This is a genomic window from Blautia sp. DFI.3.45 (assembly GCF_020593505.1).
In the GTDB taxonomy this organism is placed as follows: domain Bacteria; phylum Bacillota; class Clostridia; order Lachnospirales; family Lachnospiraceae; genus Blautia_A; species Blautia_A wexlerae.
Genome location: NZ_JAJDMI010000004.1, coordinates 100,119 through 125,204 on the forward strand (window position 1 = coordinate 100,119; position 25,086 = coordinate 125,204).

A 25,086-nucleotide genomic window follows, 5' to 3' on the forward strand; every position below is an offset into this window, starting at 1 on the left:
AATACGCTCTAATCCATTTTTGTAATAATTATACTATAAAGCGCCATTTTATCATATAGTTTTTAGAGAAATCATCTATTTTCAGAGCTTTTTATCACAAACAGAGTGAACAATTATGTCCACTCTGTTTAATCATTACTTAAAACGGTCTTGGCTGACCACAGTATTCACAAAACTTTCCGGTATTCTCTGCACCACACTGGCATTTCCACGAACTGTTATTCTGTTGCATTCCTCCGGTCATGTTCGTTTCTGACATTCCCGTCTGCTGCATTCCTCCGTTCATGTTCATTCCGGACATTCCGGGCTGCATTCCTCCGTTCATGTTCATTCCCGGCATCCCAGACTGCATCCCTCCGTTCATATTCATTCCGGGCATCCCGGGCTGCATCCCGGCTGCATTTGGTGTCAGTGCCGCAATAATCTGATAAGCAGTCTGCTCCACTTCCATCAATTCCCTTCTGTTATCACTGCTTATAGAGAAAGTATTTAAGCGAAAATCCATATCATCAAACCACTGAGTTCTCACTTTAATACGCATAGTATAATCAAATTCATATTTATATACCGGTGGCTGATAACTTACAGTTTCTCCATCCTTTGTATATGTTTCCTCTTGCTGCTGTTGGTCTACATCAACTCTGCACTGTACAATGGCTGATAAAGGAACTATATCCGGGTTTTCATTAACATCCAGTTTCCGCGCAACAGTAAAATTCCCCTTATTATCATCAATAAAAACATTGTAATTTCTGGTATTGATCTGACGGGTTATACAAAAGTCCATTACCGCTTTTTTGTTTTTTTCACGATATTCCAGCTGACGTTTGATATCCTCTACTGTACTGTGCCGCCGCTCCTCAAACCATGGTGATAATTTTTTCGCACAATCCTTACACAGATTTCCGTCATCCAGTTTTCGATTTCCCAATAAACCAATTTTCTCCCCGCAGATGTTACAGATTTTCTTATCAAATAATCCCATACCCTATCCTCCTTTTTTATCTGAAATCCCATACTGCCGCACCGGAATGGTGCGGCAGTATTTTACCTTATTCTGTAACAATTATTTTTTCAAAATATGTCTTTACGGAAAAATCAACTTCACCTGTTTCAGAATCATCTGCTTCTTCGCCGTCATCAGATTCCTCTGCATCATCTTCTGCTATCAAACACAGTTTTCCATCATCCAGTAAATTGAACTTCATATTATCAAGACTGAAAAACATAGTTCCTGCCTCATCCTCTGTTACAGCCTTTAATACCAGTGCGTTTCCTTCCACGTCGCCCTGAAGTTCTACTTTTGTCTCTTCTCCGCTCTCTATTAAGATAATTTCAGCCTTTCCATCTTCCACAGACATACTCATTTCAAATCCTGTAAAGTCAGCATTAACCGGCATCTGCATTCCAAATGCTTCCATCAGAGTACAGCTCCATTCTCCTTCAAAATCCTTCATAGTTGGATTTTCTACCGGTTTGCCCGGTACGTAAGGCTCATACTCTTCCTTTTCCTGACTCAGGATCATTGTCGTTCCATCTGCTGTTAAGGTTATCTTACCGTCCTTGTACTCACATTCTTCTGTCTGATCATTATGAGTCATCAAAATTTTATCATTTTCTATTTTCCACTCTGATTCATCTACTTCAGGCTCTTCCCCATAAACAGAACTTGTTGTTTCCATTTTACCGTCTTCTTTAATGTCCACGATCACTTCCATTCCCATTGCCCCCGGATGAAAGGATGCACCTTCGCCCATAGAAAGCTCATTTACATACCAGGTTCCAATAACATCCTTTTCTTCAAGGGCATAAACACTTACGCTCATAAAGCCTGCCATTAAGACTCCTACTGTTCCTGCCATCCACAACCTCATTTTTTTACTCATACAAACATCTCCTTTCTTTTTTAATGTACTCCTCGGACTCTTTTTTACTTAATTTTGTGAGAAGATTTTTTGTTTATCTACATTATACGTGAACGCTCAGATATTTACACTAGCACTTCTGACAGTATGCATGTAATTTTTTGGATAAATTAAAACCTGCTGAAAAGTTTTTAACTTTTCTCAGCAGGTTCATTAAAATACTTTCTGTTTTAGCGCATTCTCTCCAGATTTTCCAGAATTATATCTGCGCTGATTGGTTTGGCAATATGAGCGTTCATACCCGCTTTGATTGCCTTTTTACGGTCTTCTTCAAAAGCATTGGCAGTCATCGCAATGATTGGTATATTTGCGCATTTCGGATCATTCAATGTACGGATTTCCCGGGTTGCGGTGTATCCATCCATCTTCGGCATCTGAATATCCATGAAGATCAGATCATATTTTCTGCCTTCTGCAGATGACATGATATTCACAGCATCTGTACCATCCTCAACGCAATCCACATCCAGACCAATTTCCTCCATGATCGCTGTTGCGATCTCCCGGTTCAGCTCATTATCCTCTACAAGAAGAACTTTCTTCCCTTCATAACGCCTCTGGATTTCTGCCCGGATTTTCTGCTTCTCATTCTTAAGGGGCTCTCTTTGCTCCGAATCAGGTTCCTCCTTCACAGTCGTCCCTGATATTTCACATTCAAGCATAACCGTAAACTCCGTTCCCCTTCCTACTTCGCTTTCAACCTGAATCGTACCGCCCAGCATATCCACAATGTTTTTGGTGATTGCCATTCCGAGACCGGTTCCTCCTATTCCATTCTCCGTAACGGTATGTTCTCTTGTAAATGAGTCAAACACCTGCTCCCTGAACTCCGGCGACATCCCAATTCCATTATCCTTCACACTGAATACCACTGTTGTACATCCGTCTCTTCTGCATGGTTTCTCAGAAACACGAATGTTAACCGTACCCCCGACCGGTGTAAATTTCACAGCATTACTGCTGATATTCAGAAGCACCTGCGTCAGGCGCAACTTGTCGGTAATGATATCTTCATGGAGTACATCCTGTGTATCAATATACAGCTCCTGCTGTTTAGAATGTACAGATTCCTGTATAATTGTATTTAAGTCATGCAAGATATCCGGCAGGTGTACAACTGTATATTCAATCCGTACGGAACCGTTCTCGATTCTGCTCATATCCAGCACATCATTGATTAGGCTGAGCAGATGCTGACCGGATATATGGATTTTTTTCAGATAATCCAGAACAAGCTCCTTATTGTCAATATGTGTTGTCGCAAGCGCAGTAAATCCAATGACCGCATTCATCGGCGTGCGGATATCATGAGACATATTATTCAGAAACACAGTCTTCGCCCTGTTCGCATGTTCTGCAGCCGCAAGTGCATTTCTCAGATTCCTATCCTGCGCAATCTCACGTTCTTTTTCTTCTGTCGCATCACGGATTGCAACCAGAACTGTACACAATTTCCCATCTTTATCATATCCCTGTGGCACAATGATCATTGTCATCCATCTTTCATCCACTGTCCGAGCTGTAAAACTCAGCGTTTCACGTTCTTCCAGACGTTTTGCCACCGTACTTATATCGACAAATTCCCAGTATGCCTTCTGAAATGGCTCTGCAATCACCTGCCTTATAAGTTCTTCCTGATGCGCTTTGAAAAGCATATCCCCTTTCTGATCTGGCTTCATATTTCCTGAAGATTTCAGGATTTCGATTTCCTCTGTTTTTAGATTCACAAGAGAAATAGAGGCATATGCATGCCCCAGTGCATTGATCACCCGAAGTCTTTTCTGGTCCTGAAGGATACTTCTCTTTTCTGTTCTGCTCCTGTTCACCCGATAAAGTAAGAAAAGGAGCAGTGCAAGCAGCACATAAATCACACATATAATATTTCGTGTGATGTACACCTGACTTTCCGGGAAAAAGATATATGCATCGTAGTCTTTGATCTTCTCCCGACGTCCGAACCAGTTTCCTGTCTCTGAACGAAGATGGACAATTCCATTCTCATCTACCTCAAATTTATTTTTATACTGACTTTTTGCTTCTTCTATAGAGCGGGCAGTCAGCTCCTGTCTGTTTGTACTGACAACCTTATCATCATCACAGATCACAACACTTCCATTCATCTCAAAAGGAAAGTCAGAAAATAACGATGCCATCGTCAGATCTCCGTTAAGCTCATTTACTTCCTCCTTCTGCGCATATGTGATCAGGATACCTGCTGCATCCTGTCTTGCCACTGCCGCAAAATCATAGATCTTTCCTTTATTTCTCAGACGAGTGGTATAAGTCTTTTCCGGATGCTCTGCAATATCACGTACATAATCACTTTTGATCAGCTTCTGCCACAGCGACATAGTATCTCCATCTTTTGCACTCTGTTCTGTCACCTTCAGATTCTGATCCAGTACAAGGATTCCTGTCAGGCGCTGTTCCCTGGCATATTCGTCTAGCATTTCTGTACTGAGATTTCCTTCCTGTTCTATGACTCTGCTTAATTCTGTTGTTTTGTCCAAAAGACGTACCAGGCTTTTCACCTGATCATTGGTGTTATAAATCTCATAACTTTCAATTCGGTTTTTTACAAAATCAAAGGTCTCATCCAGAGTACTGTTCAGCTTGCTATTATCTCTCGCTGTCAGCAGAAGAAAAGTCAGTATTCCGGAAAAAATCAGAATAAACACAAGCAAACACGCATTTCTGTCGACCCTCTTTTTCTTCTGTTTCTGCGGTATCTGCCTTCTTATCTGTCTGCTCATTTACTTTCTCCTCCCGGCAGAGTTTCGTCCGCATCCAATCCGTATTTTGTAACTATTTTTTCTGTAATCCCTTCGCTTTGCATCTCTGTAAGCGTTTCTGTAAGCTTTTCTGCCAATTCTTCGTGAGTTCCTTTTTTGAAAGCAATTCCAAGTTCTGATTTATAAGGACTTTCCTCCAGCATACGGTAAACGCCCTTGCCATCCTGTATCAGACTGCCAAGCATTGCCTCATGTCCCGCAATCGCATCTGCATAATTTTTTCTAAGTGCAGCATAAAGCTCATTCGACGAAGAAAAACAGTTCACCTGTTCTGCATGCGGAAGATCTGATTTTATATTATGAAGAAAGAGATCTTCTGCTTTTGTAGTCGCCTGAACTGCAATCCTCTTCCCTTTCAGATCCTGAAGTGTCCGGATTTCACTCTCGGCTCTTACAACCACCATCTGACGACTGTACATATACGGTCCTGCCCACTGATATTTGTTTTCTCTTTCATTCATGGAATAGCAGCTCCACAGACAGTCTATTGTTCCATCTGACAAAAGTTTCTCTTTATCTTCCCAGACAACCTTCTCAAATTCAGGCTGATAACCCAGCCTCTGAAAGGCTTCCTCTGCAAGTTCCACATCAATACCTTTATACTCGCCATCACTCGTCTGATAGCTGTAAGGTTCAAAATAATCTATTCCGATAACAATCTCCGGCAATTCACTGTCCGATGTTTTCTCTTTCTTTATTCCACATCCTCCCGGTATAAGGCTGCCTGCCAGAAGAAGTGCTGCAATACAAATTCTTTTTCTGCGGGTATGGGAGTCATTCTTTCGATTTTTTCTCATATCCAGTTCCTTTCCATTTATTACTGTTTCATAACCTGCGTGTCAGTGACCTTGTTTTCCCAATTAAAACAGAGGGCTTATCCAATTCGGGTAAACATCAAAACGGTGCAAAAAAAGTCCCACGTAAAAAACTTTTACAGGAACTTTTTTCATAATCATCTCAGTTTTTTGACTGATCTTCCTATAAATCTATCAACAAAACTTCTGATACAGATTATACATTTCATATACTTTCATGTCTACAATTATTTACTGCTCTGAAATATAAAACACACGTTACTGTTCACAGTAACGTAGCCAAAATTCATTCCAGATTGCCTGCGGCAATGGAATTTTGAATAGGACCTGCTGATTGCGGGAATACTTTTTTATTTCCAGTCAGAAGCAAGGCATACAGGTACCGGATCCTGAATTTCCATTCTGTCAGGTTCTACCAGGCAGTCATAGGCCAAAATATGCACTCCTGCCTTTTTTGCCTCCTGCAGGGTTTCTCCAAATTCCCGATGAGTCTCCCAGTTGGGCTCAAACCTGTCAACTCCCTTCATCTGGATCACCAGAAGCAGATAAGCTTCGTATCCTTCCTGCATACAATGGATCAGCTCCTTCAGATGTTTCACACCTCTTTCTGTCGGTGCATCGGGGAAGCGTGCTATATTATCCGACTCCAGAGTGACACCTTTTACTTCTATAAAAGCCTTGCGTTTCTCTGAACAGACATAAAGATCAAATCTGGAATTTCCATAGGTCTTCTCCGGCGTTACCTGAACTTTTTCCGGAAAAAGATGTCCTGCCTTTACCCACTCCAGTGCTGCTTTATTGGGAATCTGAGAATCCATATTAATCAGGCCCCTGCCCTTTTTATTTACGCAGATTAGATCATAGGCTGTCTTTCTCGCCGGATTGCTACTCTTTTCCAGAAAAACCTGTGTACCCGGGACCAGAAGCTCCCTGCACCTGCCTGTATTCTTTACATGAACCGTTTCCACCTGCCCATTGATCTCCACATGTGCAATAAACCGATTAGGACGATCTATGAAACGGCCCTCTGTGATATGTTCGTACTTCATTTTTTCTGCTCCTCTTTACGCATTGTATACATACCATAACATGTTTTCCTCATACCTACAACATTTTCATTTTGGAAAACTATTCTCCAAACAAAGTGCCCCCGAGGATGTCAAGTCATTGCTACAAAAAATATGCGGCTCTTTTGCCACCAAAATGGCTTAAAACCGCATATTTCTGTATAGAGGACGTTATATAATTGTCACAAAGTAGGTGGGGAGGATGTAACGTCATTGCTACATCTTTTCTATCCTAATGCGTCAATATTTATTCCTACTTTCGCAAATAAAAATTGTAGCAACACATGCATTTGCGTATCTGGATTATCATAATATCTGTTTTCTTTTGGCGTTTTATTTGCCTCTTTACCCTGATTATCCTCTGATATTTTTTTACCCCTTTGAATTGCATTCTTTATATCAGATAATCCGATTTGATTGACTATTTCCGTTACCCTTTTTTCTTTTTTTATGTTTGCATCTGCTGCTAACCCAAAAACTTGTCGTAATTTATCAGCATATGCATCCTGATTTTGTACTATATCAAAATAGTCTTCTTTATGAAGAATCAGCCATAAATCAAAACAATAATTTGTATATCCTAATTCAATCTTATTTTCTATTGCCAAATCTATTGCTTCTTCATACTTATCCTTTTTTCCGTCATAATCAAAAACAGATACTTTGTTTTCCTTACCAATAGATTTCTGAATAGTTCGTTCTACCACACACTTAGGATTTCCGCCATATGGTTCCGCATAATCAAATACTAAATCATGCGTTCTTTCTTCAACGCAATTCACTAATTCTGCTACTTTATCAAAATATATTCTTTCCTGGTTTTTTCCCTCACATCCTACAATGCAGAGGAATTGTGGTCTTCGTATTTTATTGTTCTTTGGACGATTCAAGATTATTCGCCTCTCTTTCCAATATGTGCTTAAATGCAATTTCCAAATCCATATGTGGCAATGCTCCATATTTTCCATTCAAATAATTTTTTAATATTCTTTCTTCTGGACGTAATTTGTAATCTGCTAAAGAATATATCTCGCTCACCATATCATTCCTTCGCTTTTCAACCATTACAATTTGATCATGTCTAAGCAATTCACCGTCTAAATATATTGGATTATGCGTATTGAAAATTAACTGAGCATTATTTTTATTGATATCTTTATTGTTAAAAATTCTTATCAGCGATACAACAATTTCAAAATGCAATGAAGCATCCATTTCATCCAAAACAATGACCCCGCCATTATCTAAAACATCTATAAACGGTTGTAACAATCTAATCAAATGGATAGTTCCTCTCGATTCCATCAGCTCTGAATCTACAATCATGGATATTGCATATTTTTTTTGTGGTTGCTCATCTTTTCTTAATGGTACTTGATACATTGAACACATAGATAATTCATCATTATCTGTTTCTGCCATAAATCCAATTTTTTGATTTCCAAACTCAGCTATATTCATAACTTCTTTAACTGAGGCACTTTCGAAAATATTTCTACGAATATCTTTATCTGGTTTTTTATTAAATATCGTCTTTAAGTCTTTTTGTCTAAAATTCATGTCATTTGCATTCATAATAACATTAAATTTTTCAAACCATAAATTAAAATCCTCAAAATATTTTTTATCAAACAAATTGCTAATTGCACCTGCTACAACTAACTTTTGTTTATCCAATGTCTGGTTCAATTTGTGAATCAAGCGTTCAGAAAAATCCGCATCATCCTTATTAATATAACCTTTTTTTACTAATTTCTTTACATCCACATAAATTTGATTTTCATCATCTCGTGAAAAGAACAGGTCATCATTAACATAAAGAACCTCTTCTTCAATTTTATATACATCAATATCCGTAAACTTAATTCCGTATCTATAAATATTATTTTGAGTGGAAAATGTAATTTCTAAAGAAACCGGATCATACCAACTTGTATCTCTAATAAAAGATAACATACTTTTATAAGATTCCAGCTCTTTGCAATTTAAGGTTCCTTTCATAACCATTTTTTTTAATATATCCATTGCCAACACAATGTTGGATTTTCCACATGCATTTGCTCCATAAATGACAGTCATTGGTAATACTCTTAACTTATTACCATTTACACTTTTATCTATCACATAATCATTATGCGTTTTCTGTTTACTTGAAAGCATTGTAAAAAAAGTCTCATCTTTAAATGACCTAAAGTTTTCCATTTTAAAGTTTAACAACATTTTTTTTGCATCTCCTTTCCATTTCTTTATATAATTATACATCATTATTGCTTTTTATCAACAATTTTATTGTTATTATATGCTAATTTGTTGCTATTTATACTCCACCCCCACTCTCCCGTCATCATACACATATATTCCCTGCACATATTCTTCCAGCATCTCTCGTGTCAGATTCTCATAGCCTAAATACTTCAACATTTGCTCCACCGGAACATTCTTTTTCATCAGGATTTCTTTCTCGTCGTTTATCAACTCATCCAGTTCCTGTACACGTTTCTGCAGTCGTTCTCTTTCTTCTTCCAACTGCTTCTTGGCTTCCATAAACTGGTTCTGGTTCATCTGTCCCTCGTGATACTTCTCATAGTTCTGGCGGTTCTGGATTTTTATTTGTTCTTGACACTTTTCACAATCTGCACTTTCCGTCTTATAGGCTTCTATACTGTCCTCATGCTGTTTTCTCATGGATTGCTGCATCTGTTCTTGGCTGATATTCTGACGTAAGTAAGCCTTTATTTCTGCCAGCACGATATGCTCCAGCATTTTGTTATCCGCTTTCCCGGCGAAACATCCTGTATCTTCTTTTCCTTTACTGTAAGCACAGCTATAAAGAATATGACCATGAATCGGACTGCTTGAAGTCAGGCTTCTGCGACAATTCCCGCATTTTACATAGCCACCTAATAGTGTTGTTTCCCTGTCAAATTTGCTTTTCTTGGTGTATCTGATCTGAAGGGACTGTGCTTTTTCAAAAACTTCTTTTGATACAATCGGCTCGTGATGATTTTCCATCACTTTCCACTGATTTCTCGGTACCGGTACTTCTTTCCCAGTTCCGGGATCTGGAATCTTTGTTTTTCCATAGACCATACAGCCTATATAAGTTTTATCATCCACAATCTTCCGTATCATATCACTCGTCCACTGCAGTCCTCTTGATGCAGCTTTCTTGCTGTCTGATTTCTGTCGTCTACTCATAGACTGCAAGGGAGTCAGTACCCCCTCTTCATTAAACAACCGACAAATCTCCATCTTTGAATATCGCTGATTGGTCAGTTCAAATACTCTGCGAATCACTTCCGCTTCGTCCTCTACAATCACCAGTTCTTTCTTATTTTCTGGATTGATTCGATACCCATAAGGTGCAGAACCACAACAATACTCACCTTTTCCCCGTCTGGTGTTGACTGCTGCCTTTACCTTTACAGACTGATCTTTCACATAGAAGTCTGCGATCAATCCTTTAAACTGTACTTCGATGTCTGAACTCTTTCCTTTATAATCTTTAGAATCATATCGGTCTGAGATAGAAATGAATCGTACTCCCAGGAATGGAAAAATCTGCTCCAGATAAGTTCCCATCTCAATATAGTTTCTGGCAAAACGTGAAAAATCTTTTACCACAATGCACTGCACTTTATTCTCTCTGGCAAGCTCCAAAACCTGTTTAATTGCCGGACGCTCCATACTAGAACCAGAATATCCATCGTCGTAGAACTCCTGAAATGGCATAGAAGCCAGTTCCGGAATATTGGAAATATAATCTTTTACCAGTTTTCTCTGATTGATAATGCTGTTGCTTTCTCCCTCTGAATCATCTTCCATGGAAAGACGGTAATATCCAATAATCAGTTTCTGATTACTCATATTCTACCGCCCCCTTAAACCCGAAGTTGATTTCCAGTCTGTTATCACCATATAGATACATACTTTCAATCAGGCTCTCCGCAAGTTCCGCATTGATTCTGGTTGTCCCATCCAGTTCCAACAGACTTCGTAAAAATCTGGCTTCTTTTTTCTGCTGTTTTTCCAGTTTACGTATAGTCTGCTCCAGAGACTTCTTCCTCTCTTCACAGAACACTTTCCAGTTATTACGGTCATCTTTCATTTCTATATAGGCTTCTTTGGAAAGTTCGCCCTCTTTATATTGCATAAATGCCTGTGCCAGTTTTTCTGAACGTCTTTCCATATCTGCATCCAGTTTCCTGATCTCTGCTTGAATTTCTTTGATTTTGGTAAGAAATACTGCACTGCTTATAGCAGACATATCCTTTTTCCGTAAGTCAGATAACTGAAACTGTCTGGTCAGCTCTGAACGGACAATTTTCTGCAGCTTCTCTTCGGAAATAGATTTGTGACTACATTTTCTTTCATCCCGATACCAGGCAGCATTGCAAAAGTAATACACATTGCCTCTGTATCTACGTGTACACATTTTTCGCTTACAATCTCCACAATACAATACATTGTAAAATGCTCTTTCATCCTCTTCCCATCCTACTGTAGTTTTTGTTGCTTTCTGTTGTGCTACTTTTAACCTGACCTGTGCTTTGTCAAACAGTTCTCTGCTGATAATCGGCTCATGAGCATTTGGCGTAATAATCCACTGACTCTGGTCCAGTATGTCACACCATTTTTCACCTCTTTGAAATCTGGATTCGTATTTTCTCTGAACCAGATCACCATAATAATTATTTCGATTTAAAACCGCACGTATCGAAGAATTTCCCCACTGATGAAGATTCTCTCCATCCTGACAGTACACATGATGATATTGGTTATAGTCCGAAATCCGATGTACCCTATCCTCAAACAGCCTGTCAATAATGCTCTGTATGCCATCTCCCGAAGCATATTCTTCAAAAATCCTGCGGACAATCTTTGCAGCTTCCGGTTCCACAATCAACTTACAAATTCCATTTATCTTTTCCACACAATATCCGTATGGAGCTGTAGATCCCACATATTCACCGTTTTTTTGTGCAATACGTTTCGCCGCCCGTTCTTTTGCGGAAATGTCTTTTGCATAAGCATCATTCACCAAATTCTTGATATTCATGGATAATTCCTGATTCTTAGCACCCGGTGCAAATGAATCATAGTTGTCACATACAGAAATAAATCGCACTTTCATAAAAGGAAGAATCTTTTCCAGATAGTTACCAGTTTCAATGTAATTTCTTCCAAATCGTGAGAAATCCTTTACCAGAATACAGTTTATTTTACCTGCCCTGACATCATTCATCATCCGTTCAAATCCCGGTCTGTCAAAATTTGTTCCGGTTTTTCCCAAATCAGAATAAATATCATATACAGCAATCTCATACTCTTTGTCCGGATTTTCATTGTGCTTCTGAATGAATTCTTTTATCAGCGTAACCTGTGTTTCAATAGATTCTGACTTTTTTTCATCATTATCTACGGATAATCTGGCATAAATTGCAGCCATACATACCGGAATACCAGAAATCTTCTTCTCTGTGTTTTTCTTATATCTTTTTGCTGTTCTTGCCATTTATCCCACCTCTTTCCTGCACTCTGTCCTGTGTTCCGCATAAAACCGTCTTATGACTTTCATCTTCTCAATCATATCCTGATAGCGGATGTGAATTTTAATTTGCTTGTTTTCATAAATATAGATTTTATCTACGGTCAGTGCCAGCAATGTGCGATCCAGTTCTTTGATTTCCAGTGATTTCTTCCAGTCCTCCAACTGAACAGTTGCAGACACTCCACCCTCAAACATTTGCTTTACCAGCTTTTTCTGATTCTCAATCATCTGCTCCAGTTCTTCACATTTTCTTCCATAACTTTCCCGAAAATCATCGAACTCCGCTTTGCTGATCAGTCCCTCTTTCAAGTCATCACCCAAAGATGCTTTCAGACTGTAATAACGGTTATATTCTTCCTGCAACTTACTAATCTGTGTATCATAACCGATTACCTGATCGTAACTGACTTGCATCTCACAAAGTTCTTCCATAATCATCTGATAGTCTATAAAAAGTGCTGTATATGCCTGAATCTCTTTCAATACAATCCTTTTCAGCACCTCTTCTGGAATACTGTGTCTGGTACAATCTCCACCTTTATTCTTTGTCTGGCAGATATAAAAAGCTTTTTTCTTCCCCTTATACTGATTTACCCTGCGTATCATCGGGGTCTTGCAATCTCCACAAAACACAAATCCCGAAAAAAAGTTTGCACTGTCTAATGTTTTCGATGCTCTGCCATCATATTGGAGTAACTTCTGCACCACGTCAAAATCACTCTGCCTGATGATTGCCGGATGCGTATTTTCTACTTTCACCCACTCTGATTCTGGCTTATCCAGGCGTTGCTTTACTTTATAGCTGATTCGTTCCTGCTTGCCCTGTACCATGTTTCCAATGTAAACCTCGTTGGTTAGAATCCTTTTAATCTGCACTGCCGACCATTTCGGTGTGTCTGAGCTGTGAAATCCAGAATTATAATTCTCGCCATTTGCCTTTTTATATTCTTTTGGCGACTGCACATGACGTACATTCAGTTTTTCTGCGATTGCTCCAAGACTGAATCCATCAATTTTCCATGAAAATATTTTTCTTACAATATCCGCTGCATAAGAATCAATCACCAGACAATTCTTATTCTCCGGATCTTTGCAGTAACCATACGGGGCAAATGCTCCAATAAATTCACCTTTTTCACGTTTGATTTTCTGGTGGCTTCGCACTTTACCGGAAATGTCCCGGCAATAGCTTTCATTTACAAAATTTTTGATCGGAACTACAAATGACTTCTCTGAAAAATCTGCTGTTTTACTGTCGAACTGGTCTGTAACTGAAATAAAACGCACATTTAAAGCCGGGTAGGTCTTTTCGATCCATCGCCCGGCTTCTATATACTCTCTTCCGAATCTGGATAAGTCTTTTACAATCACACAGTTTACTTTTCCAGCTTCTATATCAGTTGTCATTCGTTTAAACTCAGGTCGGTCAAAATTTCCTCCTGAGTATCCGTCATCCACATATATATCAAAGATCTGAATATCCGGCTGGCTTTTTACAAAGCTCCGAAGTAACTCTCTCTGATTTGCAATGCTGTTGCTCTCTGACTTCGCACCGCCCTCTTCCATATCATCTTTCGATAACCGAAGATACAATGCAGCATCGTACATATCTGGCATATTCATTTGCATTTGTTCCATTTTACATCGCTCCCAACTTACTTATTCCATTGAATTTGAAGTCAGAAACCATGTATCACGTTCATTTTCCCTGACTTCACATTAACATAACATCTGTAGCTTCGCAAGATATTTTTTCAAGACTTGCATCTAATACATCAACTCCGTTCTTTTTCTTAGATAATCACTGATCGCATCTGTAGCATCCATTTCTCCTGTCATTTCCACGACTACCACATACCCTTCATTCATGTGAGCATACGGCTGATCGCCAGATTTATCCAGAAAAGTTTCCACTTTCTCAGAAATAGCTTTATCTATATTAGGAATTAAGTCTTCAATATCCTTTAACTGCTCCAGATTCACACTGGAATCTATTACTGACTGATTTACCATGATGCTCACCTCTTTTCCAACATATTCTTTGTATCAGTTGTCCTATACCTGCAATTTTCTCAAATGCATCACCTTATCTGGATATTCTTTAGCAACTACTTCACTGCCAATCTGAATATATGTTAAGCGCTTAATTTTTAGATATGATAGAAAAAATCCCCGACTGCTTTTCAGCAGCCGGAGCACCTTGACAATTCACATATGATTGATTTGATTCGTTTGCACGACGTCCGATTTCAGCTTTGACGATTTCGTTCCATGGAGCCAGAAGTTCTAATTCATCATCGCTCATCCTATCATTATCGTGCTGATTTGCACAAAGAAATAACCTTATTATGCCGGTTGACAGGTTGGATTACGCTGATTTTTTGAAAACTTTATATGGTATATTTTAATGAATTGTAGGATTACTTTATTGACATTTCTGACACTATCATATACACTGTACATATCGTATAAGTACGCATATATCAGAAGGTGGTGAGAGGAAGTTAGAATGGAAATTATCATAAGTAATAGTAGTGATAAGCCTATTTATGAACAAATTGCTATGCAGATTAAGAGTTTAATCATGAATGGTACCCTATCTGCCGGAGAAGCCCTGCCTTCCATGCGTGCACTGGCAAAAGACCTGCATATAAGTGTTATTACTGTTCAACGAGCTTACGAAGATTTAACTCGAGATGGGTTTATCGAAACCGTATCGGGAAAAGGTAGTTTTGTTGCATCACCAAATAAAGAATTTATTCAAGAAGAACAACTACGAATAGCAGAAGAACTTTTAGAAAAGGTTGCTATAATCGGTCGTACTCATGGTATCAGCTATGAGCAAATGGCTAATATTCTAAAACTATTTTTTGAAGAATGAGAGGTGGAATTATGGAACAGAACAGTATTGTTGTAAAAAATGTGACTAAAAAATTTGATGATTTTATGTTAGATCATATTTCATTTACAGTTCCTACAGGACGTATTGTGGGTTTCATAGGAGAAAATGGTGCTGGAAAAAGTACAACTATCAATTTAATTTTAGACCAGTTAAAGTTGGATGCGGGTGAAATAAGAATATTGGGTAAACAAAATCATTCTTATTTGCATAAAGAAAACATTGGTGTTGTTTTTGACGAATGTAAATTCCATTCCGTCTTAAATGCAAAAGATATTGCCCAAATCCTTTCGGGATCTTATAAAACATGGGATATGAATTTGTTTGAAGAATATATGAAACGCCTTGATGTTCCATTAAATAAATCAATAGGGCAACTTTCAAAAGGTATGAAGATGAAATTGTCAATTATTTGTGCACTATCGCATAGACCCCAGATTCTGATTTTAGACGAAGCAACAACAGGGTTAGATCCTGTTGTACGAGATGAAATTTTGGATATTTTTTTAGAATTTATTCAAGATGAAGAACACTCTATTTTGTTCTCTACACATATAACCTCTGACATACAAAAGGTTGCTGACTATGTAATTCTGATTCATAATGGAAAAATTATTTTTGAGGAAAAGAAAGATGACCTTATTTATAATTATGGAATTATACGCTGTAAAAAATCAGAATTTAATACTGTTTCGCCAGATGACTATGTATGTTGTCGAGAAACAAATCTTAGCGTGGAATGCTTAATACATGACAAAGTAGCTGCAAAAAAAAGATACAAAAATCTAATTATTGATAATGCTTCTATTGAGGACATTATGCTGTTCTATATCAAAGGAGGTGTCAAATGAAAGGATTGGTTTTTAAGGATTTATTGCTTATGAAGAAAATGAATAAAAAAGTCATTTTTGTAATGTATTTTTTTGTAATAGCAATTTCATTCTTCGGAGAGAATGAAGTTTACTCAATTATGTCATCGGCTTTTTTTTCACTTTTTATCGGTATGCACTTAATGATGACCATGACCTATGATGGATTGACTTCATGGAAACAATATGAATTAACCTTGCCGATGAGTAAGTACCAAATCATTTTCAGTAAGTATTTGACTAGCTTGCTTCTTGTTCCGATTAGTATAATGGGTACAGTTATCATTTATATCATTCGTTATGTGGTTTATCATAATTTTACACTTAGCCAGTTTGGTTTTTCTATCGCCATTGCAATAGCATTACCTGTTTTATGGTGTTCTATATGTTTAGCAATAGCACAGTGGTTTGGCTATATGAGTGTTCAGTATGTGAGAATGATTTGCACACTTCTCGTTATCTTTTTCGTAAGTAAAATATCAAAAGATATGAAATACGTTACTCAAAATTTGGTTAAAAATCCTATGTTGATTGCTATTTTTGCTTTGGGTATAGTAGTTTCATCGTATTTTGTTAGTGTTATAGGATACTCAAGGAAAAAATAAAAAGTAGAAGTGCAAATAAAAGTAAGTGTCGAGCGAGTACGTTGCCCTGTCTGCGGAAATAAAACACGTGACAAAATCCGAGAAGATACTGTACTAAAAAATTTTCCACTCTTTTGTTCGAAGTGCAAAAGAGAATGTCTAATCAACATTGAACAATTCCATATAACTGTTATTAAAGCGCCAGACGCAGAGCCGATAATACACAGTTCTTTGAACTGTAGTTATCGGTTTTTGTATTTTCCCAATCATAGTGATTATCAGCTATTGATTTACACTTAAAACTGATCCAGATTTAATGCTTAAAACTGACCCATGGTATAATTTGGCCTTATGGCCTTGATAACTGATAATTATTTGTATAAGTCAGTTTTATATTCCTGTGACCTCTCTTTCGTTTTAATATGTTGTCTGTAACAGAATCGGCTGTTCATGTTACGTCATTGCTACAAGTCTTTCTTTCCATATCATTTTGAATCCAACCCGGGCAGATTTTCTTCAAAATCATGGTGAAAGTGCTTCGTTTCTGTGTTGGGAAAATGAACGGAAACACTTGATTTTACTGACTTTCTTCAATGTAACCTTATTATAACGTCCTCCCCCCATCCCACCTCTTCATTGGGATACTCCTCATACCCCGGCAATGGTCTGGCGCCTTTTCGGAGATAGGCTTTTACTTTTTCCCCATAGAGGTAGGGATCGTTTCCATTTACAATCCCCCATTGCATTAACAATGCTGCGGATCCGCTGACAAAGGGTGCTGCAAAGGAAGTCCCTGTTACTATTCTGTAACCACCACCGGGTACGGGGGCAACTATGTTCACTCCGGGTGCCACCAGATCAGGTTTCAGATATGGCAGCATTCTGCTGCCCCTTCCGGAAAAATCCGCATAGGAGTCAACCAGCGAATCATATGCTCCAACTGCAATAACCCGCCGGGCTGTGGCAGGTATGGTCAAAGTCCCATATGCCCTTGGTTCATAAAACCCAGTTCCTCTGTTCAGGGTATTTCCACCTGGCAGCCACAGGTAATATTCTCCTCCTCTGACCCTTTTTCCACTTAAGATGATTTTCCAGTCTCCACTGTCCACATAAGTTTTCCAAGGAAGGAAATCTATGTAGATTTCCTGTGTCAGATGATAGGGTCCAGGTTTGCCATAATAGATTAAAAGATCTGTATTTCCCAGTCTGTACCTCTGAGGACCAAGCTTTTCGTCTAAGGGGCCGATCCGGTTTCCGGATGGATTTTCAATATAAATACTCATCTCATCCTCATAAGATTTCCATAACTGCACATTTAATGTTGGTTCCCTGCTGCTCACAGATAATTCTATCTGTCTGGTCTGTCCCTGTTTCAGGGTTCCTCCCTCATGCAGAGGCTGATTGCCGTTGTTCCCTGTACCTGTACAGATAGCCAGACGTCCTATGGAAGAAACCATATCTATATATGTTTCAAGAAGGGAATCTCCCTTGTGTGAGCCATAATTATTTCCAAAACTGAGATTAATTGCCATTGGCCGTCCCATAGTCAGTGCCTGCCGCACCAGATAATCAATCCCCTGTATCAGCTCTGTAGTCCTGGGAAAGGAGTTTTCTCTGGGAATTCCCATTTTCACAACCAGTAGATCACTTTCACAGGCAACTCCCTGATTCACCCCATCTGATGCCCTCCCATTTCCTGCTGCAATTCCCAGCACGGAAGTTCCATGTCCACTGTAATCTGAAGATGGAACAAGACGCCTGCCCTGGTTTTCTCCAAGTGCAAGCGCCTCATCGATCTGCTCTTTCGTATATTCAGTTCCTGTCACATATCCCTGAGGTGGATTTCCCTGTATGCTCTGATCCCATAAACGTAAAATTCTGCTGCTCCCATCTGCATTTCGGAAATCAGGGTGAAAATAATCCACTCCTGAATCCACAACTCCTGTCAGGATTCCTTTTCCCGTCAGTCCATTCCTGCCGGTCTGCACTGTGCGGATGCAGCTCGCTCCCTTCGCCTGAAACAATTCAAAATACAGGCGTTTGGGTTTCTCCATAAATTCCACCTGCGCTCTGTGGGAATACGCATCAATCTCACTTTCCGGCAAAGTTACCACTGCATAGCCCCCTAACAGTGGCACTACCTGAATTCCATTTCCAGCCAGACCACTTTCCGGTCCGCTGTACTTTATGATCACATCCCATAGCCTGGTTGCAGGATCATATCCTATGTTAAGATTTCCTGACTTTCTACGCTCCTGTGGGGTTGCATCCATTGCAAGATTTAAAAGGTTATCTATTTTCTGGTCTGGCATTTTAATCTCATTTCCAGATATTCACTTAGTCTATTATATACAAAAGTTCTGCATACGGACTCTTATTATAACAATTTTAGGAACTGATAATTCATTTCATGCTTTTCCAGCCAGAGCCACTTTCCAACTGCTTTTAAGAAACAATTTTGAATGACTCCCAACGAGTACAGACGCAAGCGGTCATAAAAACAATTGATTTTATCATTCATAAAGCCTATAATCAACAAAAGAAACGCCGTATATATCAGAGAAAAGCAACAGCTACATAAAGGAGATACTTAAACATGAATGAGGAAAAAATAACAACATCCGCCAACAAAAAACTGAGTCCCGAGGAAATCAAGCGAGTAAAAGGTCTTGGATGCCTTCAGGACAAACGATATGATGACATCTTTAATATTCGGGTCATCACAGGAAATGGACATATTACCACAGATGAACACCGTGCCATTGCAGATGCAGCAGACAAGTTCGGAAATGGTCAGATCACTATGACAACCCGCCTGAGTATGGAAATCCAGGGAGTTCCTTATGATAATATTGAGAAAACAATCGCCTTCCTTGGAGAGCATGGCCTGATGACAGGCGGAACCGGAGCTAAAGTGCGTCCTGTTGTCTCATGCAAGGGAACAACCTGCCAGTATGGTCTGATTGATACCTTTGCACTCAGCAAGAAGATCCATGAGCGTTTTTATGTAGGCTATCACGATGTGGTACTCCCGCACAAATTCAAGATCGCAGTTGGCGGATGTCCAAATAACTGTGTAAAGCCTAATCTGAATGATATGGGAATTATCGGCCAGAGAATCCCCAAACCGGATGTTGAGAAATGCCGGGGATGTAAGAAATGTCAGATTGAAAAAAGCTGTCCTGTACACGTTCCGAAATTAGTTGACGGTAAACTTTACATTGATCCTGAAGAATGTATCCATTGCGGACGCTGCAAGGGAAAATGTCCTTTCGGCGCAGTACCGGAATATCAGAATGGTTATAAAATCTATATCGGAGGCCGCTGGGGTAAGCGAATCTCACACGGTCAGGCTCTTACCAGGATTTTCACAGAGGAAGAAGAAGTAATGGCAGTCATAGAAAAAGCAATCCTTCTCTTCAAAAATGAAGGAATCGCAGGAGAACGATTTGCAGATACTGTGAAACGTCTCGGATTTGAGTATGTGAATGAGAAATTGATTGGCTGAGTATTAAAAAAGACACTTCGGAAAACTTTCCTAAAGTGTCTTTTTTCAGGTTTTTATTTTGATGTAAAAATATCAACAGTTTTATTTCATAAATTATGCAGTCTGTTTTTCATCATTTTTTTCAAAAAGCTTCTTCACTCCCTGGATTGCTACCAGCACACCAAGGATCAGCAGTAACACTGCGAAGATAAGCTGTAAGGTATTTCCAAGGTCCAGGCCTGTGGTAAATAATGCTTTTGTAAGCTTGCTGATGGTCATACCCAGTGCAGTAAAGGTAACTGCCATCATAAATACCATAGGAATCCAGAGCATGCAGCCCTGGCGTTTTGTTTTCTTAAGAAATACTGCGCAGGCTACAAGGGCAAGTACAGATAACAGCTGATTGGCAGAACCAAACAGTGGCCAGATTTCTGCATATCCTACCTTTGTAAGCAGATAGGCAAGTACCAGTGTAATGATCGTCGCAAAATATTTATTGGTTACTACTTTTAAGAACGGGCTCATATTTTCCTCGTCTGTATCAGAATCAAGGAAAAATTCCTGGAATGACAGACGTCCTACTCTGGCTACTGAGTCAAGAGATGTCAGCGCAAAAGCTGATACAGCCAGATTGATCAGTGTAAATACAAGTGAATGTGGCAAACCAATTACAGAAAGGAAGTTTGCAATAGCACCTGCAAATATCTGCGGCTGAGTGGTAAGTCCCTGTGCTGCTGCCTCACCATCTGCAAAGGATGCAACAGCGATCAGTGCAATAATTGCCAGCATACTTTCCATAAGCATTGCACCAAAGGAAACCGGAAGCATGTTCTTTTCATTTTTGATCTGTTTTGACGCAGTGCCGGAGGATACCAGTGAATGGAAGCCTGAAACTGCACCGCAGGCAATTGTCACGAAAAGAATAGGGAACATATACTGTCCGTCCACATTAAAGCTTGTAAAAGCCTTAAGATTACAGGATGGATTGGCTGCAAATACACCGATAACCGCACCAACGATCATGAAAATCAGCAGATAACTGTTCAGATAATCACGGGGCTGGAGCAGCGCCCATACAGGGGCAACACTGGCTACCAGAATATATGCAAAGATAATAATATGCCAGGTTCCAAGACTTACGTATACCGGGAATTTAAGTCCCAGCGCAATTGCGAGCACCAATAATAAAATAGCCACTGCAGTATTGATCCATTTATTAAACTTGGAATATTTAAGGAAAAATCCCAGTCCCACTGCCTCGATGATAAATAACATGGAAGTTGTTGCAACTGCTCCGTTTGCTGCTACCTTGGTAACGGTTCCTGCGTTATCTGTCACAAATCCGTTAAAGGTTCCTGCCACAACATCTGCAAATGCTGCAACAACCAGAATACAGAACAGCCAGCAGAATAAAAGAAATAATTTCTTTCCCAGTTTTCCGATATAGGCTTCAATGATATATCCGATTGTACGGCCTTTGTTCTTTACAGAGGCATACATAGATGCAAAATCCTGAACTGCTCCAAAAAATACACCACCGATCAGGATCCAGAGCATAACCGGAAGCCAGCCGAAAATTGCTGCCTGGATCGGTCCGTTGATAGGACCCGCACCTGCTATGGATGCAAACTGATGACCAAATACCACATTGGTATCAGCCGGTACATAATCCACTCCATCCTCCATCTCATATGCCGGTGTTTTTGCTTTGGGGTCAATGCCCCATTTGTTCTGAAGATAACGGCCATACAGAAGATATGCTCCACCAAGCACTACGATGGCTATTATCATCATTACTATTCCACTCATAATGTCTTCCCTCTTCTTTCTTTTATATTTATATATAAAAAACGCCCCTGCTATCCAATTTCCGATTGGATAACAAAGGCGGAATATTCCGTGGTACCACTTTGTATTATTATACCTGTCACCAGATACAATCTCTTAACACTGTCTAAGCCAAACAGCTTCTCCTGTAACGTGAAGACCACGTCCCGGCTTACTATAGATTTCAGCGGGATGCTCCCGGGTGATATCACAAACTACCATCTGCCGCATCTCACCTGCCTGCGACTCTCTGTAATCCGGTTCCTTCTGTGACCTGTCCTGTTCTATGCATTTCTCTTTTTTATTTATCTAAAGTTTTACTCTTTTTTTTATAAAATATCAAGAGATAATTTATATATATTTTACAATTATAGATAGGTGTTTTTATGCAATATGTATGATTATCAAGCAGATATTCGCAATCCGCTTCGCACGCATACGGTCATTTTATATCGTTATCTGTTACCTATAGCAATCCTCGTAAATAATGCATTTAAGACAGTTCAGCAGAGTGCGAAAGACAAAGAAGATATCTGCAGGCGTGCTGACGCACGGCAAAGATATCCGACGCAGGATTTCACACTCTGATGGGCTGGATTAAGATACATTATTTCAGAGGATTGCTATAAAATCATTTTCAAATGCATTCATTTGTATAATATACGTAATTATTTTTCTGTCTTGTACTGTCTTTGTCTTCTGCGTATAACGGAAACAGAAAATTTTACAGAGATTTTTCATTAGCGCGCATGTGTATTTTACAAACTGTTTCTATAATAGTAATCAAAGAATTGAAAGAGAAAAGAGGAATCATTATGTATCAGACATTATGGAATTCTATTAATAAACAGGTAAAAAACTCACATGCTTCTGCAGCCTTTCTGGCTATTTCACTTACAGGATGGACAACCATCGGTCTTCTGGCAGGCTTTTTGATCTGCATGATCGGTGGTATGTCCTTTGTTACAAAGGTAACTGTTGTCCTTTGCAGTGGCGGGTATACAGGATTGATCTTTGGTTTCTTTGGCGGTATTTTATATCTGTACCGGACAGAACCACGTCATTCAACTGACTCTGCCCCCTCACAGGTTCCCACTGTTTCCCAGATATCTCTCAATGCCAAGACAGCTGCCCGGTGATAAATCGGACAGCTGTTTTTTTATCCAAGAGCTACATCCAGAATCATCATCAGAGAGAATCCTACAGCGAAGAAAATAGTTCCAATGTTGGAGTGTTCTCCGGCAGACATTTCGGGTATGAGTTCTTCTACTACTACATAGAGCATAGCTCCGGCTGCGAAGCTTAAAAGATATGGAAGTGCCGGGACAATGAGGCCGGCAGCCAGGATTGTGAGGACTGCACCGACAGGTTCTACAATCCCGGACAGGACTCCGCCTGCAAAGGCTTTGGTCTTTCCCATTCCTTCCGAACGCAGGGGCATAGAGATAATGGCTCCCTCGGGAAAGTTCTGAATGGCAATCCCGATGGAAAGGGCCATGGCTCCCATTATAGTGATCTGGGCATGACCTGTTAAATAGCCTGCGTATACGACTCCTACTGCCATTCCCTCCGGAATATTATGCAGAGTTACTGCAAGAACCAGCATGGTAGTTCTCTGAAGTCTGCTCTTCGGACCTTCTGCCTTGTCACTGTTCTGGTGAAGATGCGGGATCATGTGATCCAGCAAGAGCAAAAAAAGCACCCCTATCCAAAATCCCACTGCTGCCGGTACAAATGAAAGCTTCCCCAGTCCGGAAGACTGTTCAATTGCCGGGATCAGCAGACTCCATATGGAAGCTGCAACCATAACTCCTGCTGCAAAACCGGTAAGTGCCCTTTGAATCTGTTCATTCAGATTCTTCTTCATGAAAAATACGCAGGCGGCTCCTGCAGAAGTTCCAAGAAAAGGAATCAGAATTCCATAGAATACATTTATATCCATTGATTTATTCCTCCTGTTTTATCTATATTCATATTTAAGAAATATGTTTCTTGAGGTTAGTTTATGTTAACTCATGTAAGTATAACAAATTTTTCGCAAAATAAAAAGAGGATACAAAATTTTTTTGTTATTTTGTATCCTCTGCATTAGATTGTGTTTAAAAAGACTTTCTGCAAAATATACTGCAAAGTGAGACGTGCAGATTACGGAAATGTTTTTCAAAACACGTTACATAGTGCAACAGAAATAAATATTCTCATGTAAACTGCATTTTGGATTAAATCCTGCGTGGCAGTAAGGGCAACTGCCTTTTTTGTATTCCTGAAGTGTAAGTTTCCTGCCGCAGTTTCCGCATAAAACAGGATAAGCTTCTTCCGGTGTTGTTGCCACAAATGAATGATCTTCCAGTTCATCGTGGCAGGAATAACATGCGTAATATTTCCTGCACTTCGCGCAGAGCAATGCAGCTATGTCAAGCTGTGTGTGATAGTGTGTACACCGTCCTGCTTTATCAAGCCCGATTCCGTGAATCTTTATATTTTCCTGCTTTGACAAGTTATCTTTCAATTGACTATTCTTTGACTGGTTACTGTTATCAGCGGTTTCCTGCATTGTTGATTCCTTTTCTGATGGGAATTGCGATCAGAACTGCAAGAACTGTGATTACAATGTCCTTTGGAATAAATGCTGTTAAGGAGTATACTGCAATTGCCGGGATGCTCATGGAACCTCCCACAAAGTGCCACTGCAGACCACCGATTGTCTCAACGATCAGAAGTCCGATCAGTGCAAATCCGATTGAGATTGCAAGGTTCTTTGTCTTGTTCTCTGTTTTCGGACGGATTCCACAAAGCCAGGTCATGATCGGCCATGCCCAGATGTATCCTCCGGTAACTCCTACAATGCTGCTGATTCCACCTGAGAAGTTAGCAAAGATCGGAAGACCGATGGCTCCCAACAGAACGTAAACCAGTGTTGCTGTAGTTCCAAGTCTGGAACCAAGTACTGCTCCTACAAGCGCTACGCCAAATACCTGAATGGTGATCGGTACACCGGTAGGCATTGGCAGTGAAATCTGTGATATTACTGCAAGAACTGCTGCAAACATACCAACCAGTACCATTTCTCTGGTTGTAAACTTTCTCTCTGCAGCAGGGCTTTTTGCATATGACTGACTCATAATAATACTCTCCTCTTTCCCTGTTGATGATTGGTTTTGACCTTCTTTTTATATCATAGGCGGAGAAGATTGTCAACTCATTTCCCTATATTCAGTTTACATTTATGTTAAGTCATATATATATCGTTGCTATTTCACTACTATCTGT

The 25,086-nt window shown here is 39.5% G+C and carries 23 protein-coding genes and 1 other annotated feature; of the genes, 6 read left to right on the forward strand and 17 right to left on the reverse strand.

Going from position 1 to position 25,086, the window contains the following annotated elements:
• Window positions 1-139: 139 nt before the first annotated feature.
• The 12 genes from LJE09_RS02655 to LJE09_RS02710 form a co-directional block, all read right to left on the reverse strand.
• A complete protein-coding gene (locus LJE09_RS02655; protein ID WP_118613457.1) occupies window positions 140-985 on the reverse strand; it encodes a DUF4428 domain-containing protein in 846 nt (281 codons plus the stop codon).
• Window positions 986-1,052: 67 nt separating this feature from the next.
• Window positions 1,053-1,886 carry a hypothetical protein gene (locus LJE09_RS02660; RefSeq protein WP_118613455.1) on the reverse strand — a complete coding sequence of 278 codons (834 nt, stop codon included), beginning with the start codon at window positions 1,884-1,886 and terminating at the stop codon, window positions 1,053-1,055.
• A 209-nt stretch (window positions 1,887-2,095) separates the two neighbouring features.
• A complete protein-coding gene (locus LJE09_RS02665) occupies window positions 2,096-4,678 on the reverse strand; it encodes a hybrid sensor histidine kinase/response regulator (RefSeq protein WP_118408285.1) in 2,583 nt (860 codons plus the stop codon).
• A complete protein-coding gene (locus tag LJE09_RS02670) occupies window positions 4,675-5,514 on the reverse strand; it encodes a substrate-binding periplasmic protein (protein WP_070102113.1) in 840 nt (279 codons plus the stop codon). Before LJE09_RS02670 ends, LJE09_RS02665 begins: the two co-directional genes overlap by 4 nt.
• Window positions 5,515-5,882: 368 nt before the next feature.
• A complete protein-coding gene (gene sfsA / locus LJE09_RS02675) occupies window positions 5,883-6,581 on the reverse strand; it encodes a DNA/RNA nuclease SfsA (RefSeq protein WP_055199801.1) in 699 nt (232 codons plus the stop codon).
• Between the two features lie 245 nt (window positions 6,582-6,826).
• Entirely contained in the window at window positions 6,827-7,489 is a 663-nt protein-coding gene (locus LJE09_RS02680; RefSeq protein ID WP_008706409.1) for an RloB family protein, read from the reverse strand.
• Entirely contained in the window at window positions 7,467-8,819 is a 1,353-nt protein-coding gene (locus LJE09_RS02685) for an AAA family ATPase (protein ID WP_020993632.1), read from the reverse strand. Before LJE09_RS02685 ends, LJE09_RS02680 begins: the two co-directional genes overlap by 23 nt.
• Window positions 8,820-8,912: 93 nt before the next feature.
• Window positions 8,913-10,466 (reverse strand): recombinase family protein, encoded by a 1,554-nt coding sequence (locus tag LJE09_RS02690; protein ID WP_008706407.1) that lies wholly within the window; start codon window positions 10,464-10,466, stop codon window positions 8,913-8,915.
• Window positions 10,459-12,114, reverse strand: a complete 1,656-nt coding sequence (locus LJE09_RS02695) for a recombinase family protein (protein ID WP_008706406.1) — start codon at window positions 12,112-12,114, stop codon at window positions 10,459-10,461. The genes LJE09_RS02690 and LJE09_RS02695 overlap by 8 nt, the downstream gene beginning before the upstream one ends.
• Window positions 12,115-13,788 carry a recombinase family protein gene (locus LJE09_RS02700; protein WP_227310948.1) on the reverse strand — a complete coding sequence of 558 codons (1,674 nt, stop codon included), beginning with the start codon at window positions 13,786-13,788 and terminating at the stop codon, window positions 12,115-12,117. It abuts the gene before it with no gap.
• Between the two features lie 129 nt (window positions 13,789-13,917).
• Window positions 13,918-14,163: a hypothetical protein gene (locus LJE09_RS02705; protein ID WP_008706404.1), complete on the reverse strand. Its 246-nt coding sequence runs from the start codon at window positions 14,161-14,163 to the stop codon at window positions 13,918-13,920.
• 130 nt (window positions 14,164-14,293) lie between these two features.
• Window positions 14,294-14,455, reverse strand: coding sequence for a hypothetical protein (locus tag LJE09_RS02710; RefSeq protein ID WP_008706403.1), 162 nt, complete (start codon window positions 14,453-14,455; stop codon window positions 14,294-14,296).
• A 204-nt stretch (window positions 14,456-14,659) separates the two neighbouring features.
• On the opposite strand from LJE09_RS02710, the gene LJE09_RS02715 reads away from it, so the two are divergent.
• From LJE09_RS02715 to LJE09_RS02730, 4 genes are read left to right on the forward strand one after another with little or no spacing between them, the layout of a single operon-like run.
• Window positions 14,660-15,031 carry a GntR family transcriptional regulator gene (locus LJE09_RS02715; RefSeq protein ID WP_008706402.1) on the forward strand — a complete coding sequence of 124 codons (372 nt, stop codon included), beginning with the start codon at window positions 14,660-14,662 and terminating at the stop codon, window positions 15,029-15,031.
• An 11-nt stretch (window positions 15,032-15,042) separates the two neighbouring features.
• Window positions 15,043-15,900 (forward strand): ABC transporter ATP-binding protein, encoded by an 858-nt coding sequence (locus LJE09_RS02720; protein WP_022381160.1) that lies wholly within the window; start codon window positions 15,043-15,045, stop codon window positions 15,898-15,900.
• Entirely contained in the window at window positions 15,897-16,523 is a 627-nt protein-coding gene (locus LJE09_RS02725; protein WP_118574518.1) for an ABC-2 transporter permease, read from the forward strand. The genes LJE09_RS02720 and LJE09_RS02725 overlap by 4 nt, the downstream gene beginning before the upstream one ends.
• 15 nt (window positions 16,524-16,538) lie before the next feature.
• Entirely contained in the window at window positions 16,539-16,802 is a 264-nt protein-coding gene (locus LJE09_RS02730) for a cysteine-rich KTR domain-containing protein (RefSeq protein WP_081703345.1), read from the forward strand.
• Window positions 16,803-17,092: 290 nt separating this feature from the next.
• On the opposite strand, the gene LJE09_RS02735 is transcribed toward LJE09_RS02730, so the two are convergent.
• Complete coding sequence (locus tag LJE09_RS02735) at window positions 17,093-18,814, reverse strand: S8 family peptidase (protein WP_118338633.1); 1,722 nt, start codon at window positions 18,812-18,814, stop codon at window positions 17,093-17,095.
• Window positions 18,815-19,098: 284 nt separating this feature from the next.
• Between LJE09_RS02735 and LJE09_RS02740 the strand changes: the two genes are divergently transcribed.
• Entirely contained in the window at window positions 19,099-20,010 is a 912-nt protein-coding gene (locus LJE09_RS02740) for a 4Fe-4S dicluster domain-containing protein (protein WP_062808082.1), read from the forward strand.
• A gap of 93 nt (window positions 20,011-20,103) precedes the next feature.
• Here LJE09_RS02740 and LJE09_RS02745 read toward each other — a convergent pair whose 3' ends face one another.
• Window positions 20,104-21,798 carry a carbon starvation CstA family protein gene (locus LJE09_RS02745; RefSeq protein WP_055052711.1) on the reverse strand — a complete coding sequence of 565 codons (1,695 nt, stop codon included), beginning with the start codon at window positions 21,796-21,798 and terminating at the stop codon, window positions 20,104-20,106.
• A 71-nt stretch (window positions 21,799-21,869) separates the two neighbouring features.
• Window positions 21,870-22,112 (reverse strand) — a binding site (T-box leader).
• A 519-nt stretch (window positions 22,113-22,631) separates the two neighbouring features.
• Between LJE09_RS02745 and LJE09_RS02750 the strand changes: the two genes are divergently transcribed.
• Window positions 22,632-22,955, forward strand: coding sequence for a hypothetical protein (locus tag LJE09_RS02750; protein ID WP_128868087.1), 324 nt, complete (start codon window positions 22,632-22,634; stop codon window positions 22,953-22,955).
• Window positions 22,956-22,975: 20 nt separating this feature from the next.
• Here the strand turns inward: LJE09_RS02750 and LJE09_RS02755 are convergent, their stop codons facing one another.
• The 3 genes from LJE09_RS02755 to LJE09_RS02765 form a co-directional block, all read right to left on the reverse strand.
• On the reverse strand, window positions 22,976-23,758 hold the full coding sequence (locus LJE09_RS02755) for a ZIP family metal transporter (RefSeq protein ID WP_173744622.1): 783 nt from the start codon (window positions 23,756-23,758) through the stop codon (window positions 22,976-22,978).
• Window positions 23,759-23,986: 228 nt separating this feature from the next.
• Window positions 23,987-24,370, reverse strand: a complete 384-nt coding sequence (locus LJE09_RS02760) for a CHY zinc finger protein (RefSeq protein ID WP_202020213.1) — start codon at window positions 24,368-24,370, stop codon at window positions 23,987-23,989.
• The gene (locus tag LJE09_RS02765) at window positions 24,354-24,938 is read right to left on the reverse strand and encodes a biotin transporter BioY (RefSeq protein ID WP_022381192.1); all 585 of its coding nucleotides are present in this window, start codon (window positions 24,936-24,938) and stop codon (window positions 24,354-24,356) included. Before LJE09_RS02765 ends, LJE09_RS02760 begins: the two co-directional genes overlap by 17 nt.
• Window positions 24,939-25,086: the final 148 nt, after the last annotated feature.

Excerpts from the sequence above, each read along its gene's own strand:
- LJE09_RS02655 (WP_118613457.1), bottom strand. The coding sequence starts at position 985 with ATGGGATTATTTGATAAGAAAATCTGTAACATCTGCGGGGAGAAAATT.
- LJE09_RS02660 (WP_118613455.1), bottom strand. The coding sequence starts at position 1,886 with ATGAGTAAAAAAATGAGGTTGTGGATGGCAGGAACAGTAGGAGTCTTA.
- LJE09_RS02665 (WP_118408285.1), bottom strand. The coding sequence starts at position 4,678 with ATGAGCAGACAGATAAGAAGGCAGATACCGCAGAAACAGAAGAAAAAG.
- LJE09_RS02670 (WP_070102113.1), bottom strand. The coding sequence starts at position 5,514 with ATGAGAAAAAATCGAAAGAATGACTCCCATACCCGCAGAAAAAGAATT.
- sfsA (WP_055199801.1), bottom strand. The coding sequence starts at position 6,581 with ATGAAGTACGAACATATCACAGAGGGCCGTTTCATAGATCGTCCTAAT.
- LJE09_RS02685 (WP_020993632.1), bottom strand. The coding sequence starts at position 8,819 with ATGTTGTTAAACTTTAAAATGGAAAACTTTAGGTCATTTAAAGATGAG.
- LJE09_RS02690 (WP_008706407.1), bottom strand. The coding sequence starts at position 10,466 with ATGAGTAATCAGAAACTGATTATTGGATATTACCGTCTTTCCATGGAA.
- LJE09_RS02695 (WP_008706406.1), bottom strand. The coding sequence starts at position 12,114 with ATGGCAAGAACAGCAAAAAGATATAAGAAAAACACAGAGAAGAAGATT.
- LJE09_RS02700 (WP_227310948.1), bottom strand. The coding sequence starts at position 13,788 with ATGGAACAAATGCAAATGAATATGCCAGATATGTACGATGCTGCATTG.
- LJE09_RS02705 (WP_008706404.1), bottom strand. The coding sequence starts at position 14,163 with ATGGTAAATCAGTCAGTAATAGATTCCAGTGTGAATCTGGAGCAGTTA.
- LJE09_RS02710 (WP_008706403.1), bottom strand. The coding sequence starts at position 14,455 with ATGAGCGATGATGAATTAGAACTTCTGGCTCCATGGAACGAAATCGTC.
- LJE09_RS02715 (WP_008706402.1), top strand. The coding sequence starts at position 14,660 with ATGGAAATTATCATAAGTAATAGTAGTGATAAGCCTATTTATGAACAA.
- LJE09_RS02720 (WP_022381160.1), top strand. The coding sequence starts at position 15,043 with ATGGAACAGAACAGTATTGTTGTAAAAAATGTGACTAAAAAATTTGAT.
- LJE09_RS02725 (WP_118574518.1), top strand. The coding sequence starts at position 15,897 with ATGAAAGGATTGGTTTTTAAGGATTTATTGCTTATGAAGAAAATGAAT.
- LJE09_RS02735 (WP_118338633.1), bottom strand. The coding sequence starts at position 18,814 with ATGCCAGACCAGAAAATAGATAACCTTTTAAATCTTGCAATGGATGCA.
- LJE09_RS02740 (WP_062808082.1), top strand. The coding sequence starts at position 19,099 with ATGAATGAGGAAAAAATAACAACATCCGCCAACAAAAAACTGAGTCCC.
- LJE09_RS02745 (WP_055052711.1), bottom strand. The coding sequence starts at position 21,798 with ATGAGTGGAATAGTAATGATGATAATAGCCATCGTAGTGCTTGGTGGA.
- LJE09_RS02750 (WP_128868087.1), top strand. The coding sequence starts at position 22,632 with ATGTATCAGACATTATGGAATTCTATTAATAAACAGGTAAAAAACTCA.
- LJE09_RS02755 (WP_173744622.1), bottom strand. The coding sequence starts at position 23,758 with ATGGATATAAATGTATTCTATGGAATTCTGATTCCTTTTCTTGGAACT.
- LJE09_RS02760 (WP_202020213.1), bottom strand. The coding sequence starts at position 24,370 with ATGCAGGAAACCGCTGATAACAGTAACCAGTCAAAGAATAGTCAATTG.
- LJE09_RS02765 (WP_022381192.1), bottom strand. The coding sequence starts at position 24,938 with ATGAGTCAGTCATATGCAAAAAGCCCTGCTGCAGAGAGAAAGTTTACA.